Genomic DNA, 15,582 nt, shown 5'->3' with positions numbered 1-15,582 from the left:
CGTCAGGTTACGGCTGGGGGGGCGGTCTGCTCTAGGGCTAGACCAACGTCGTTTTCGGCGATACGGGCGGGCAGCTCGCCATTGGGCACGGTGGGATGAATGTGGACGTGGTTGGCCCATCCCAGCGGAATCTGGTGGGCTAGCCAAGCCTGGTTCGCAGGCGCGCAGGTGCCGCGCAGGTGCACATCCACCGGCTGAGTCAGATAGGGCAGCGCCTCAAACAGCAGCTCTAGCCCCCGCCCTGGCCCAATGGTTTGAGAAAACCAGTGCAGTCGCAGGTTGCGATGGGCACGGGCCTGGGGTTGCTCAGTCTTCGTTTGCGGGAAAACGTTGTACACCACTGTCGGCTGGGTGACGCGGTAGTGGGCAGCGATCGCCTCGGCCATGGCCTGGGAGGGGACTAACCGGTAGGAGCATCCCCGCAGCAAAGCCGCTTCTAGCTCAGCAATCCAGGCGGTCGGGCGAGCCTGACGGGCCGAGGGCAACAGGTCTTGGGAAAACCAGTCTTCAAAATCGACGCCGACTGAGTAGCCCTGCCGCATCAGCCGTTGCCCCACCCACAGCCCTGCCTCAGAATGGACGATGGTGAGATCGGCATTAATGGTCTGAGCCAGTCGCAGCAGCCGGCGGCCTCCGTAGCCCAGCAGAGCTGGCGTTTTGATCTTTAGCCGCCGGTAGAGCCGTCGAGCCACTGTCGCCTGGAGGCGCACCCCGATGCGATCGCGCTGCCCTGGACGAAAATCTAACGCCGGGTAAAAGGTCCAGGCTTTCTCGGCCAGGAGTACATTGTCCCGCTCGGCCAGCTCGGCATCAAACCAGACCCCCGCCACCATCACCTCGTGGCCAGCGGCGGCCAGGGTATCGGCCTCTTTTTGGGGCCGGGGCGCGGTGCAGAGGTGACCGCCAATCAAAATCAAGATTCTTGCCATTGGGGGCGCTCCTCCTCAAGGGACAACCCGGCGGCGCGATCGCCCTCCGGCAGCACTCGCCCCAGAGCTAGGCGGCGATAGCCCCACTGGTGCAGAAATAGCTGGACATGGTGGGCTCGCCGCCATCCCACCAGCCGGGCCATCAGCTGAAAGAGTGGCCCTCCCATGGGCTTTTCGGTCGCCCCCCCCAGCCGGTGCACCTGCTTGGCGGCCAGGTTACGCAGCGAGGGCACGGCGGGAAAGACTTCGTAGATAAAGCGCTGCATCAGGTTGGCGCAGACTTGGCGGGTACGATCGCTGTCTTCAGCCGCTAACAAGTGCTGGCTTTGCAGTGCCAAGGCCCGATACTGAGAGGCCCAGGCCGCTACAGTTTTGCGCCCGCTGAGGCTGTTGCGGTTGCCCGAGCGGTAGTAGCTGCGGGCCGCCGAGCAAAAGCGGATGCCCTGGCTCGCCAAGATGACACGGGCGAAGTATTCCCCATCGTCGTTCAGCGAGAGGGATGACTGCCAGGGGCCAGCAGCTTGAATCAGCGATCGCGGCACTAGCCAGGCGGCAGGCGGCATCATCCAGTGGCCCGACCAGGCGCACACCAGCCAGTCTACCGGGGCCAGATTCCGCCAGAGGGGCTCGGGGGTAAAGTTGGCTTCTTGGGGATGGCGGTGAAATCTGCCCCAGGCTCCAGAAATTAGGCAGTCGGGATGCTGCTCTAGCAGCGCCATCTGCTGCTCGATCTTGTTAGGGGCCAGCACATCGTCAGCATCGAGAAACTGAATCACCTCCCCCTGGGCCAGATCCAGCGCCAGGTTGCGGGTGGCGGCGGCACCCTGGTTGCGCTGGGCAATAATGCGCAGCTGGGGATGGTCGAACTGGCTGGCGACGATCAGGCTATCGTCGGTGGAGCCGTCGTCAATCAAAATCACTTCAGTGTTGGGCCAGGTCTGGCCCAGAGCCGACTCCAGCGTTTCTGCTAGCCAGGGGGCGGCATTGTGACAGGGAATCAGAATTGAAACAAGGGGTTTCATACCTATGCAACCCAGGGAAAGGGTGAACTGTATTTACTGTGGTTTCCCTGGGTTAGTGAACAGGTATGCGAACGCTGATGCCAATGTATAAGATCGGGCGATCAGGGTCAGGGTAGAGTTGCCCTAGAGCTTGCAGACACGACTTAGAAGGTTAGCTAGCTATTTTCAGAACGAAAGAATAGGGGTTTGAGCCGATGGACTGGGCGCTGAAACCCACATTCCGTCGATTAACTTTCCAAGTCGTGTTTGTTACCCAGAAGCATTTGCCTGGGGATACGGGGGATGGGTGGGCACTCTGAGCAAAGGACTTAGTCGATTGAGGAGGCCGGGCAATGGATAGGATTGGTATGTGTATCGTTAAGGCGGGCTAGGCCCATGGCTACCTTCAGGCCCGCTGCTCTTACGGTTGCCATTATTCACGATCCCCTGACTATCGGGCCAGATAGCTCGGTGATGGACGCGATCGCCCTGATGAGCGGCGTTCGCACCCTTTGTCCGATTGACCGCGACCACACCTCCGAGGGTAGCCTACACCCAGAGGCTCACTCTAGCTGTGTGGTGGTGGTGGACAACGACCAGGTGGTGGGCCTCTTGACCGAGCGAGATGTAGTCCGCCTCAATGCCCAGCAGCGGCCTCTCGATCAGCTGTCGGTGGCCGAGGCCATGACCCAGCCGGTGATCACCCGCCGTCCATCTGACCTCACCGATCTGATTAGCACGATCGAGCTGCTGCAACGGCACCACCTTCGCCACCTGCCGCTCGTAGACGAGCAAGATCGCCTGGCGGGTCTGGTCACCCACGAGAGTCTACAGCAAGCCTTTAGCCCACTAGAGTACTGCACCCTGACGAAGGTGCTAGAGAAAAAGGTGACGCGCCTGGAGACAGAGCGTGTGGCCCTGCTAGAAAACCGGGCGGCGGAGCTGGAGCGGCAGGTGGCAGAGCGCACCCAAATAGTTCAGGTACAGGCGGAGCGCGATCGCCTGATGGCTGGATTAGCCTCACAAATCTTGGCCTCCCTAGATGTCCAGGTGATTTTAGACACCACAGTGCACCAGGTGCGGCAAATTTTGGGCTGCGATCACGTCAGCATCTGGCGATTTGAGCCCGAGTGGGCCGCCGTGGTGGTGGCGGAGTCTACCGATGCCGACCGCTCTTTTATTGGCGAGCGCATTGCCGACACCTGCTTTCTGAAAAACCAAGCAGAGGCCTATCGCCAGGGGCGCATTCGGGTGGTGCCCGATATTTACGCCACCGAAATGGCTGATTGCCACCGTGACATGCTGACTCGGCTCCAGATCCGGGCCAAAATTTTGATGCCCCTGCTCTGTGGAGACGAGCTATGGGGCCTGCTGAATGTGACCGAAGCACAGCCCCGCGACTGGCAACCAGCGGAAATTGACTTTGTGCGATCGCTCTCTATGCAGTTGGCGATCGCCCTCAATCAAGCCTCCACCCATGAACAGTTGCAGTCCGAATTGCACGAGCGTCAGCAAGCAGAGCGGCAACTGCGCCAGAGTACAGAACGGTTGCAGGAAGCCCAGCGCATTGCTCATATCGGCAACTGGGAACTGGATCTCCAGCACAACACCCTCTACTGGTCAGAGGAAGTATTTCGCCTCTACGAGATCGATCCGCAACAATTTGGGGCCTCCTACGAAGCCTTTCTGGATTTAGTCCATCCCGACGATCGCACCCTCGTTGATGATGCCTATGCAGACCATCTGCGCGATCGCCAGCCTTTCAGCTTGGTCCATCGCCTGCAAATGGCCGATGGTCGAATAAAGTATGTGCGCGAGCAGTGTGAAACCACCTGCAGTGCCGACGGCTCCTCCCTGATCTCGAGGGGTACGGTGCAGGACGTTACACAGCAGCAAGAAGCCGAAATCCGGCGCGATCGCGCCGAAGACTCTCTCCGTCAGGTGATTGAGGGCACTGCCACCTTCACTGGTGAAGCCTTTTTCTCTGCTTTGGTGCGCCACATTTCTGAAGCGCTACGTACTCGGTATGTTTCGGTTTCACAAGCAACGCCAGAAGGGCTTCAACTTCTGGCATTTTTTGCTGATGGTAAACTTCGTCCCCCAGCATTTCTACCCTACGACTTAGTTCCCTGTTGTCATCAGTCACTCCAAACAGGAAGTTGTTGTCATCCTGCAGATATTCACGCGCTCTACCCTGACAATGCCCTGTTTACTGACCTACAGGTAGACAGCTATCTAGGGGTTAGGCTACAGAATGCTGCGGGTGAGCCTATTGGTAATCTCTGCATTTTCCATGATGCTCCCTTAGCTGACCCGCATTGGGCACAAACCCTGCTCTCTATTTTTGCTGCCCGGGCAGGGGCTGAACTCGAGCGACTGTTAACGGCGCAAGCCCTAGAGCAACTGAATGCCGACTTGGAAGAACGAGTTGGCAAACGTACAGAAGAACTGCAAGAATCCCAGCAGTTTCTGCAAACGGTGTTGGATACAGTACCCCTCTCGGTTTTTTGGAAAGATCGAGCCTCCACTTACCTGGGGGCAAACCGGCTCTTTCTCCAGGATGCGGGGCTTAGTTTTTCCTCGGAGTTGGTGGGCAAAACCGATTTTGAGATGCCCTGGGGGGCCACCGAGGCGGAAGCCTATCGAACCGACGATCGCATCGTTATGGAGAACGGCGAGGCGAAACTCGCCATCATCGAACCTCAGCACCAGCAGGATGGGACGACAATCTGGTTGGAAACCAACAAATTACCACTCCGTAATCTGGCGGGGGAGGTGGTGGGTGTTCTGGGAACCTATCAGGATATTACCGAACGTAAAAATGCCGAAATTGCCTTGCAGCGCCAGTTAGCCGCGATCGAAGCCGCAGTCAATGGCATTGCTATTCTTGAAAATGAGCGTTACCTGTATCTCAACTCCTCCCATGTCAAGATGTTTGGCTATGAGCAGGCAGAGGAACTGATTGGCCAAAGTTGGCGGACGTTGTATTCCCCTGAGGAGCTAAAGCGACTCGAGCGGGAAATATTTCCAGTTTTGTTAGCACAAAAATCTTGGCAAGGTGAAGTCACGGCTACTCGTAAGGATGGCACAACCTTTCCAGAGCAGTTGTCGCTGACACTCTCAGCAGATAACCTGCTAATTTGTGTCTGCCAGGATAACAGCGAAAGGGCACAGCTAGACGCTGAACGCAAACAGGCAGAAGCAGCCCTGCGGGAGAGCGAACGGCGCTATGCCATGCTGGCTCAGGCGGTACCTGTGGCCATCTTTCGCTTCGATCTCGAAGGGCACTGCACCTACGTCAACGAGCGCTGGTGCGAAATGACCGGGAAACCGATCGCGTTTGCCCTAGGCGATCGCTGGTTAGAAACCATTCATCCCGACGATCGGGAGCGTAGCCAGATTGCAACCCAGCAATGGTTGCAGGCCGGTGCGGTAATACCGTTTCAACATGAAGCCCGAATTTTGCGGGATGACGGCAGTATTGTCTGGTACTACTGTCAGATGCTGCTCGAAACCGCCACCAACGGAGAAAGGCTTGGGTACGTGGGCACCCTGACTGATATTAGCGATCGCAAGCAGTCGGAAGATGCCCTGCGAGAAAGCGAAGAAAAGTTCCGCCAACTCGCCGAAGTGGTCGATGCCGTCTTTTGGATCTTGCATCTCAATCGCACTGATCGGGTCTACGTCAGCCCCGCTTACGAGCGGATTTGGGGCCGCCCCTGCACCGAACTCTACGTCACCCCCGATGCCTGGGTTGAAATGATCCATGTTGACGACCGGGAGCAAGTGTTAGCGGCTATTCCGAAACAAATCCAGGGCACCTTCGACGAAGAATATCGGATTATTCGCCCCGATGGCACCCAGCGCTGGATTCACGATCGGGCCTTTCCCATCCGCAATGCCCAGGGCCAGATTTATCGTCTGGCCGGTATTGCTGAAGATGTTACTGAGCGCAAACGCAGTGAAGAGATTATTCGCCAACAGGCTGATCGAGAAACTGTCTTGCGGGAAATCACCCAGCGCATTCGGGAATCCCTCGACCTTCAGACCATCTTTAATACTGCCTGTGACGAAATTCGCACCTGCCTCCAGGCCGACCGGGTGGGTATTTTCAAGTTTTACCCTGACTCTGGCTACGACGATGGTGAATTTGTAGCGGAGTCGGTGGTACATGGGTTTCCCTCGGCGGTGGCCATCCGCATCCATGACCACTGCTTTGGCGAAAACTACACCAACCTCTATGCCCAAGGGCGCTACCACGCAGTAGACGACATCTACCACAATGGTCTCACGCCTTGCCATACCGACATTCTGGCCCAGTTTCAGGTGCGGGCCAATTTGGTGATGCCGTTGCTCTGCAACAACGAATTATGGGGGCTGCTGTGCATCCATCAATGCGATGCGCCCCGCCATTGGCACCAGTCTGAAATTGACCTGGGGCACCAATTGGCCAACCAGCTAGCCATTGCTATTCAGCAGGCCATTCTCTATGAGCAACTCCAGACCGAGTTGCAGGAACGCCAGCGGGCGGAGGCCACCATCACCCAGCAACTGCGGCAGCAAACGGCCCTAGAGCTAATTCTGCAGCAGATTCGGCAGTCCTTGGATCTGCCAGAAATTTTGGCGATCGCCACCCAGCAGGTGCAGGAGCTTTTGCACAGCGATCGAGTGATTGTGTTTCAGGTCTGTCACGACGGCCACAGCCACATCGTCGAAGAAGCCGTCGCCCCCGATCTGCCTCGGCTTAAAGCCCTGCATTGGGAGGATGAAACCTGGTCTCAGGACATCCTCGAACACTATTGGCAAGGGCAACCCCGAATTGTGCCCGATGTGATGGATGACGTTTGGACTAACTGTTTGGTGGACTATTCTCATGCCGGGCAAATTCAGTCCAAAATTGTCGCCCCCATTCTCCAAGAACTACGCGACACCGAAGCCCATCGCTGGGCACCTCCTGAAGGCAGCAATAAACTGTGGGGAGTGCTAGTGGTTCATGCCTGCCGTACAAACCGAGTCTGGCATCAAGACGAGGCTCAGCTGTTGCAGCAGATTGCCAACCAGCTAGCGATCGCTATTCAGCAGGCCAGTCTATTTGAACAACTGCAACAGGAATTGCAAGAGCGGCAGCAGGCCCAGGCGCAGCTAACCCTCACGAATGGGGAACTGATGCGGGCCACCCGCCTCAAGGATGAATTTTTGGCCAATATGAGCCACGAACTCCGCACCCCCCTGAACGCGATTCTGGGCATGACAGAGATGCTGCAAGAGGAGGACGTGTTTGGCCCGGTCAATGCCCCACAACTAAAGGCGCTAAAAACCGTGGAGCGCAGCGGTTCGCACCTTCTAGAGCTGATTAACGATGTTCTGGATGTGGCCAAGATTGAAGCCGGTCAGCTGGAGCTAGACTGCCACCCCACGGCGATCGCCCCTCTATGTCAATCTAGTCTCGCCTTTATTAAGCAACCCGCCCTCAAGCAAGGTCTTCGACTCGCCGTTAATCTGCCCCCTAACCTGCCAGCGATCGCCTTGGATGAGCGGCGGATGCGACAGGTGCTGATTAATCTGCTTAGCAATGCGGTGAAATTCACCCCTGAGGGGGGGCAGGTCACTCTTGATGTCAGCCTCCTACCCCCCTCCCAGATCTGCCCAGAGATGTCTTACCTACGCTTTGCGGTGATCGACACCGGCATCGGCATCACCCCTAAAAACATGCAGCGCCTGTTTCAGCCCTTTGTCCAAGTGGATAGTGCCCTCAACCGCCAGTACCAGGGCACCGGGTTGGGCCTGGCCCTGGTCAAGCGCATTGTGGAGCTCCATGGAGGGCAGGTAAGCCTCACCAGTGACGTCGGGGTGGGCAGTTGTTTTACCGTTGATCTTCCCTATGGAGCGGTGATCCCGTTGCCCCCGACTCCACCCCCGCCTTTGGCCGTCGCCTCTGAGACTGCCTCACCGACGGCGGCGATTGCTCCCGCCACCGCACCGCTAATTTTGCTGGCCGAAGACAATGAAGCCAACATTAGCACCTTGGTGAGCTATTTGCAGGCCAAGGGCTATCGGGTTGAAATTGCCTACAACGGCCAGGAAGCTATTGATCAGGCTCAGCAGCGAATCCCCGACCTGATTCTGATGGATATCCAAATGCCAAAGATGGATGGCCTGGAGGCGATCGGCCATCTGCGCCGTGTTCCCAAGCTGGCTAATGTACCCGTGATTGCCCTGACTGCTTTGGCCATGCCCGGCGATCGCGATCGCTGCATAGCGGCGGGTGCTACTGACTATTTGGCTAAGCCAGTCAGCCTGAAGCAACTGATCGAAAGAATCCACATGTTACTCACCGCTTAATCCCTAATTAGGCTACATCTCCTATGGCTGAACCGACCGCAATCAAGCCTGTGATCTTAGTCATTGACGATGAACCCAATAATTTTGACGTAGTTGAAGCCATGCTGATGGGGCAGGGCTATACCCTCCACTACGTCGCCAACGGTCAGGCCGCCCTAGATTGCCTAGACACATTGCAGCCCGACCTGCTCTTGCTCGATGTCATGACGCCCGGGATAGATGGCATAGAGGTGTGCCGGTAAATCAAAGCGCTGCCACAGTGGCGTGGGGTTGGAATCATCATGGTAACGGCCCTTAGCTCTAAGCACTGGCTGAGCTCCTGCTTAGAGCTAAGAGCCAATGACTTTATTAGCAAACCGATTAACCAGGTAGAGTTGGTGGCCCGAGTTTGCTCTATGCTGGGTAAATCCGGCCTGTCTCAAGCTGGAAATTACCGAAAGCGCCCTAATGCAAAACGCTGAAGCGGCGATCGCGGTGATGGAACAACTGCGATCGCGCCAGATTCAAATCAGCCTAGATGACTTTGGCACCGGCTATTCCTCCCTGGGCTACCTGCATCGTTTTCCCATCGACACCTTAAAAATCGATCGCTCCTTTGTGCAGCAGATTCACACCGGCAACCGCAACCACCAGGTGATCAACACCATTATTGCCCTCAGCAGTCAGCTATCGCTGCCCGTGATTGCTGAAGGCATCGAAACCTCAGAACAACTCCAGTATCTACAAGCACTGGGGTGTGAATTTGGCCAGGGCTACCTGTTTGGCAAACCTCAGCCCGCCTCAGAAATTCAGCTATAACGACCTCAGCCCTGTGCTGACCCAGAAGCAGAGCCCTCGGCGGTTCCGACCTGGGTCAAGCTGGGCAAGCTTAACGGTCAGACCTGCCCTGGATATCGCCCTATACCTGGGCCTGAGGGAGTTCTGACGGTGCCGTTTACCCCTTGAGAATATGCTGCCAGCCGTAGCGGAAGTACCCGAATTTGGAGTCGGCAACGTAGTGGTGCAATAGGGCCTGGGGTGCAATCATCTCTGGTTCTGTGGGCATGACCACATAGTCTTCAGCGGGCATTACACAGCAGTCTGATTGGGCCATGACCATGGCGATTAAGGCCTGTTCTTGGTAGTAGTGAGAGCCCACCTGCTCAATCTGGGTGCGGCACCAGTGCTCCAGTTCATCCCAGTCGAGGGCTTCGCTCTGTAGTCCGGTGATGCCAACATTGATGCGTTCTGGGATGGGCACCCCTGTCAACTCCTGCATCAGGTCGAGGGAATAGCCGTAGGCGGTTTCTACATCCACCATGTGGCAGGGGCGCTGAGGGTCTTGCAGCCAGTCCAGCAGCGCCACCGGGGGGTGAAAAAAGAGCATGTCGGAGTCGAGCACAAGTTTCCATCCGGTGGTGCCCGCATGGATATCGGTCAGTTTTCGCAGATTGGGGTATTCCTCGCGGCGCGATCGCAGGGTAGGATACCGATCCCTGGGCAGCACCACATCCAGCCGAGTCTCAATCTCAGTCGCCAGCACAAATCTCACCGTCGGGCACACCTGCCGAATTAGGGCCTGGTAGCGCGGGGCTAGGGTGCCGTCATCGACCACCACCAGCCGCAAATTGAGATCGCTCTGCTGGGCCAGCGAGTAGAAGCAAAATACCGTCTGGTACCAAAATTTGCGGCCGCTCAGGTAGTAGACCTCCAGCGGTTCCCCCTGACGGAGCGGTAGGGGAGGGAGGGTCGCCGCCGCCGACTCCATCTGCCGCTGAGCAGTGGCCAGGTCGGCTATGGTGCCCAGCCCAACGGTGTACCACCGTTGGAAAAACTGCCGGGGTTGGTGAAAAAGCTTATAAAAGGCTATCCCCAGCCCTAGATGCTTGGCCCAACGGCGAATGGAAGGTGTTGACGACGTCATGGATTTACCAAAGTTGAGGGAGGGTAGGGAGGTAGCCTGGCGGCTGTGGGACGAGCGCAGTGAGACCCTGAATCAGTCTTTAGTTGAAACTCGCTTAGGGCAGTTGGGCCTGACCCTCTAATAAGCCACAGGCTCTTTGCCAGTGGATAGCGGCGGTGGTGCTGGTCCAGGGACGCAGGTGGAGATAGCTTTTCAGCCGCCGCAGGGGCAGGGTCCAGGCGGGAATTTTGGGCCAGGGGCGCAGGCCGTGGAGATCGAGCACCTGTACCCATGAGCGACAGGCCGCCCGGTTCATCCGGCATAGGTAGTCGGGGCTGAGGCGGCCAGCGGCAATCAGGTGCAGCAGACTGAGCTGGGGAACGTAGCCAATGGCCCAACCCTGCTCCAGGATCGTCATGATCAAATCGTTGTCGCCGCCAGAGGTGAGGCTGTTGCCGGTGCGATCGAGGGCCAGCCGGCGGGGGTCGTTGGCCAGGCTGTCGCAGTAGGCCGCCATAGCGGCTCGGCGCAGCATGAGCCCTGCCCCAATCGGAGCCCAGGCCGGATACTGACGGTCTGCCGGTGCAGCGGCACTGGCCCAGGTGTGGACTTTTTCCTCATCGCCAAAGTCCTGGAGCCCGAGGGATGCCTCCATCTCCTGAAACCAGAGTGCGGGGGCCTGCTCAAACTCGGGCAGGCATTTGCCGCCGATCGCCCCGAGCTGAGGCGATCGCCCCAGCACCGCCAACCCCTGCTGGAGATAGTTATGGGCCAGCACATTGTCGTCATCCACAAAGACCAAAATCTCAGTTTGGGCCGTGTGGAAGGCTCGCAGCCGGGCCGAGGTCAGCCCCTGGCGCGATTCGACCACAATGTGGGCGCGGGGATGCCAGCTGAGGTCGAGCCAGTCGGCGACGGCAGGAGAACTGGCGTTGTCGATCACCAGCAAATCCCAGTCGGTCAGCGGCAGGGTTTGCTGCTGGAGGGCCGCGATCGCTCGGGTGAGGTAGTCGCGGCGTGGGTTGTAGGTGCAAATGGCAACGGTTAGAGAAAGAGACATAGGTTTAGGGTTTAGAAGCGTTGACAGTGGGTAAAAGGGACGTTTGGGAGGGGTAAAGATTGCTCTTGGGGGCGATCGCATCGGCGGATCGCGGCAGTTCGCCCCGCCGTTTCACCACCCGCGCGGGCACCCCCACTGCATAGGAGTAGGCCGGAATATCCTTTGCCACCACCGCCCCGGCCCCAATCACGCAGCCATCGCCAATGGTGACGCCCCCCAAAATCGTCACCCCGGCCCCAATCCACACATCCGCCCCAATGCGAGTGGGCAGCGGGATATCGGGCTGCGATCGAATGGCCGTGCCCGGATCAGGCACCGTATGGTTCGATGACACAATGCGGCTGTGCATCGCCACCAGCGTGTGCGGGCCAATGTGAACGCCGCCGTGGCCGTAGATCACTACGTAGGGGCCTAAAAACACGTGGTTCTCTAGATGAATCGAGCCGCCGTAGCTGTGCAGCACGACCCCGACCTCCACCTGGCTCGCCCGACCAATGTGCAAGTGACCCCGCTGGCCCTGGGCCAGACCCAGGCGGCAGTCTACCCCCCGGTGAATGACAGCTTTAGCCCCCACCCAGATGCCCAACTGGCGCAGCCAGAACCGTCGCCCCGCCTGCCGCAGCCGCTCCAGCCGAAACGATATCGACAATAGCAACGGCTTACGCGCCATGGCCCACCAGGCTCCACTCAGCGGGGACATGCATGGGGCCAATGATGTCTACCGACGGCATGTTAGGAATAAACCGGGGCGACATGAACTCAAAGGTGAGGGCATCCTGGCGGGAGTCGTAGTTTTGGTGCTCGTCCCCCAGCCAGACCGACAGCTTGTAGGTGCCCGAGTGCAGCGGCAGATCCTTCAGCCACATCATCGCCTCGCCCTCCGACAGCTTTTGAGAAGTAAAGCCCACGCTGTGGAGCTTGGGGTTAGAGCCAAACAGCGGAGTGCCATAGAGGTTCGACACCACGATGCCAATAATCGGCGGATCCAGCGGCCAAGTGGAGTGGAAGCGCACCCGCACCTTCAGATGTCCGGCTTGCAGGGCCGCCTGATCTAGCTCAATCTGGCGAATGTGGGGGGTATCTAGCGATTGATCCACCGTGAACACCGACTGGTCAATCTGGCTGTTGTACAGGTTGAGGGCATCCATGCAGCTGGTGTTGGCCAGCAGCCGACCCCGATCTAAGACCAGGCCGCGATTGCACAGGTTGGCCACCGCACTCATGTTGTGGCTGACAAACATCACCGTGCGCCCGGCGGAGCTGACCGACTGCATCTTGCCCAGGCACTTCTGCTGAAACTTGGCATCTCCCACCGCCAGTACTTCGTCAATCACCAAAATTTCGGGTTCCAGATGGGCCGCCACCGAAAAGGCCAGCCGCACATACATGCCCGAGGAATAGCGCTTGACGGGGGTATCTAAAAATCGCTCCACTTCGGCAAAGGCGACAATTTCGTCGAACTTGCGGCGAATTTCGGCCTTGCTCATGCCCAACACCGCCCCGTTCAAGTAAATGTTCTCCCGCCCGGTCAGCTCGGGGTGAAAGCCGGTGCCCACCTCCAGCAGGCTGGCCACCCGGCCCCGCAGGCGAATGTTGCCCGTAGTCGGCTCGGTGATGCGGCTGAGAATCTTGAGCAGGGTCGATTTGCCGGCCCCATTGCGGCCAATCACACCGATGCGATCGCCCTGCTGAATTGAAAAGTTGATGTCATCCAGTGCCCAAAATCCCTCATCCAGAGATGGGGTGGGGCGGCGTTTGCCCAGCAGCCCCCGGCGCATGCGCCGCACCTGGCGCGCCAGCGTATCTCGCAGGGATTGGTATTGCTCGGGGCTGCGGCCCAGTTTGTAGTATTTGCCGAGATTTTCGACGGTAATGATGGGATGAGTCATGGGGGGAGTAGGGGAGATGGGGAAGGTGGGGGGGAGGGGAGGAAGGGAGATAGGGTAAACCGTAGGGGCGCAAGGCTTGCGCCTGCGGGGAATTAGGGTGAGTGGATGAATAGGCGAAAGTGGAAGGAGCTGTAGCGTGGGTTAGGCCCTTCCTAAACCAGCGAGAAAGCGATATCCCTGGCATAGGCGGTAACCCACCGGAAAAGATTTAGCGATATGAGCGGCTAAATCACATCGGCAAAGGTGCGTTCGTAGGCGCGAAAATAGTGAATGCCGTACCAGAGCATCACCAGCACCAGGCCGACCGAAATGGCGAACCCCGGCAGGTACAGCTGGGTATCGCCGCCTAAAATGGCCCAGCGGAAGCCATCGATTACCCCCACCATAGGGTTGAGGGAGTAGAGCCAGCGCCACTGGTCGGGCACCACCGCGCTGCTAAAGCCGACCGGCGAAATGTAGAGGCCAAACTGCAAAATAAAGGGCACCACGTAGCGAAAATCGCGGTATTTCACGTTGAGGGTGGCCAGCAGCAGCCCGGTTCCCATGGCGGCGGCGAAAGCAATGGCGATAAAGAATGGCAGGGTGATCAGCCGCCAGCTGGGCACAAAGTGGTAGGCCACCATCAGCCCCAGCAAAATAAAGCCTGAGATAAAGAAGTCCACCAGGCTGACAATGACGGCGCTGGTGGGCACCACCAGCCGGGGGAAGTACACCTTAGAAATCAGGTTGGCGTTGGCGATCAGGCTGTTGCTGGATTCTGACAGGGCGTTGGCGAAAAACTGCCAGGGCAGCATGCCCGCAAAGACCAAAATTGGGTAGGGCACGCCGGCGGCGGGCAGCTGGGCAATGCGGCCAAACACCACGGTAAACACCACCATGGTCAAAAAAGGACGAATTAAGGCCCAGACAACGCCGATCGCCGTCTGCTTGTAGCGCACCAAAATGTCGCGCCAGGCCAGAAAGTAAAACAGCTCTCGGTAGCGCCAGACATCTTGCCAGTATTGGCGCTGGGAGCGTCCGGCGGTGATCAGAAGTTCGGGGGAGGGGTGACCCATAGAAATAGCCGCGAGAGGAATCTATTCACACTGTGGAAGGGAAAGGATTGCGATCGCGTTTGCGCTATTGTCTACCTTCAAAAACCATCACAGCCTCCGCCAAAACGCCTACGCAAATCCACGGAAATCCAACAATTCGAGCTGATTTAGAGGCGCCCTTTTGAAGAGAGAAGTAGGCCCAATCTAAGTGCCCTTTTCAAGAGCTTTTCTTTTTTAGGGATTAAATTCAGCCCAGGTCTTATGGCCGATCTCCAGAACGATTGATGTATCCATCAGGGGTGCCGCAGCGATGCTCAAGAATCCATCCTTTGCTCAACGGTGTTTGCGGCAGGTCGCGCTGCCCCTGTGCTCACCCCTACTGGCCCTGGGGAGTGGGCTGCTGACCCCTGGGTTGGCCAACACCATGGGTGAGGTAATCCCAGGCTCCCAGCCCCTGTTCCCCAGTGTCTCTCAGCCGGGGCGACCCGCGCCCCCAGGCCCGCAGGTGTATCCCCTCGACGGCTACCGGCTGACGGTGGGCGACATTGTCTACGTCACTGTCGCCAATGTGCCCGACTACAGCGGTACGTTTCAAGTGCTGCCCGACGGCTCGCTGAACCTGCCGGTGCTGGGCCGAGTAGAAGCCTGGGGGCAGACCCTGCCAGAGGTGGAGCAAGCGATCGCTCAGGCCTATGCCGCCGCCGAGATCTTGGTGGAACCGCGCATTACCGTCAGCCTGTCGCAGCTCAGCCCCCTGCGGGTGGTGGTAATTGGCGAGGTCACTCGCCCCGGCGTCTATGCCCTGGCGCCAGAACAGGGCCGGCTGCCCACGGTGGCGATCGCCCTTGATGCCGCTGGCGGCATTACCCAGCGTACCGATCTGCGATCCATTGAGGTGCGTCGGGTGAGCGCCGACAACCAGCGCGAAGAAACCCTCACCGTCAGCCTGTGGGATTTGCTCACCCAGGGCGATCGCAACCAGGATATTGCCCTGCGGGATGGCGACACCATTGTCGTCCCCCAGGCCGACCCCAGCATTCCCAACGCCCGCGCCCTGGCCAGCTCTACGTTTTCGACCGGGGCCATTCAGGTGAACATCGTGGGCGAAATCGCCCAGCCGGGGGTGATGGAAGTGCCTCCCGATACCTCTGTCTCCGAAGCGCTGCTGCTGGCGGGTAGCTTTACGCGGCGATCGCGCCGGGTGGATGTGCAGCTGCTGCGGCTCAACCTCGATGGCACCGTCACCCAGCGATCGCTGCCGGTGGACTTCGCCAGCGCCATCAACGACGAGACCAACCCCCTGCTGCAAGACCGAGACGTGATTTTGGTGGGCAGAAACTGGTCGGCCGCCCTCGGCGACTCCATTGGCACGGTGCTACAACCCCTGTCCGGCGCGTCTTCACTGCTCAACCTGTTTCTACCCTTCCTCTTACTTAGATAATTTA

The 15,582-nt window shown here is 58.4% G+C and carries 10 protein-coding genes and 1 pseudogene; 4 read left to right on the top strand and 7 right to left on the bottom strand.

Annotated features, from left to right (window positions below):
• Window positions 1-2: 2 nt before the first annotated feature.
• Complete coding sequence (locus VB780_RS27945; RefSeq protein ID WP_323354469.1) at window positions 3-929, bottom strand: glycosyltransferase; 927 nt, start codon at window positions 927-929, stop codon at window positions 3-5.
• Window positions 914-1,951, bottom strand: coding sequence for a glycosyltransferase family A protein (locus VB780_RS27940; RefSeq protein ID WP_323354468.1), 1,038 nt, complete (start codon window positions 1,949-1,951; stop codon window positions 914-916). The genes VB780_RS27945 and VB780_RS27940 overlap by 16 nt, the downstream gene beginning before the upstream one ends.
• 375 nt (window positions 1,952-2,326) lie before the next feature.
• Here VB780_RS27940 and VB780_RS27935 point away from each other — a divergent pair, with 375 nt between their 5' ends.
• From VB780_RS27935 to VB780_RS27925, 3 genes and pseudogenes are all read left to right on the top strand, one after another.
• Entirely contained in the window at window positions 2,327-8,272 is a 5,946-nt protein-coding gene (locus tag VB780_RS27935; protein WP_323354467.1) for a GAF domain-containing protein, read from the top strand.
• Window positions 8,273-8,295: 23 nt separating this feature from the next.
• A complete protein-coding gene (locus VB780_RS27930) occupies window positions 8,296-8,514 on the top strand; it encodes a response regulator (RefSeq protein ID WP_323354466.1) in 219 nt (72 codons plus the stop codon).
• A 175-nt stretch (window positions 8,515-8,689) separates the two neighbouring features.
• A pseudogene (locus VB780_RS27925) lies at window positions 8,690-9,070 on the top strand (EAL domain-containing protein); the annotation flags it as partial.
• 136 nt (window positions 9,071-9,206) lie between these two features.
• On the opposite strand, the gene VB780_RS27920 reads toward VB780_RS27925, so the two are convergent.
• The 5 genes from VB780_RS27920 to VB780_RS27900 form a co-directional block, all read right to left on the bottom strand.
• A complete protein-coding gene (locus tag VB780_RS27920) occupies window positions 9,207-10,175 on the bottom strand; it encodes a hypothetical protein (RefSeq protein ID WP_323354464.1) in 969 nt (322 codons plus the stop codon).
• A 94-nt stretch (window positions 10,176-10,269) separates the two neighbouring features.
• Window positions 10,270-11,214, bottom strand: coding sequence for a glycosyltransferase (locus VB780_RS27915; protein ID WP_323354463.1), 945 nt, complete (start codon window positions 11,212-11,214; stop codon window positions 10,270-10,272).
• 4 nt (window positions 11,215-11,218) lie between these two features.
• Window positions 11,219-11,884, bottom strand: coding sequence for an acyltransferase (locus VB780_RS27910; protein ID WP_323354462.1), 666 nt, complete (start codon window positions 11,882-11,884; stop codon window positions 11,219-11,221).
• A complete protein-coding gene (locus tag VB780_RS27905) occupies window positions 11,874-13,103 on the bottom strand; it encodes an ABC transporter ATP-binding protein (RefSeq protein ID WP_323354461.1) in 1,230 nt (409 codons plus the stop codon). Before VB780_RS27905 ends, VB780_RS27910 begins: the two co-directional genes overlap by 11 nt.
• Window positions 13,104-13,327: 224 nt before the next feature.
• Window positions 13,328-14,158: an ABC transporter permease gene (locus tag VB780_RS27900; RefSeq protein ID WP_323354460.1), complete on the bottom strand. Its 831-nt coding sequence runs from the start codon at window positions 14,156-14,158 to the stop codon at window positions 13,328-13,330.
• 289 nt (window positions 14,159-14,447) lie between these two features.
• Between VB780_RS27900 and VB780_RS27895 the strand changes: the two genes are divergently transcribed.
• Window positions 14,448-15,578, top strand: coding sequence for a polysaccharide biosynthesis/export family protein (locus VB780_RS27895; protein ID WP_323354459.1), 1,131 nt, complete (start codon window positions 14,448-14,450; stop codon window positions 15,576-15,578).
• The last annotated feature ends 4 nt before the right edge of the window (window positions 15,579-15,582 follow it).

Source organism: Leptolyngbya sp. CCNP1308 (assembly GCF_034932455.1).
Taxonomy (GTDB): Bacteria; Cyanobacteriota; Cyanobacteriia; order Phormidesmidales; family Phormidesmidaceae; genus Nodosilinea.
The sequence above is the reverse complement of the archived record's forward strand: the minus strand, read 5'-3'. Positions and strand labels throughout refer to the sequence as shown.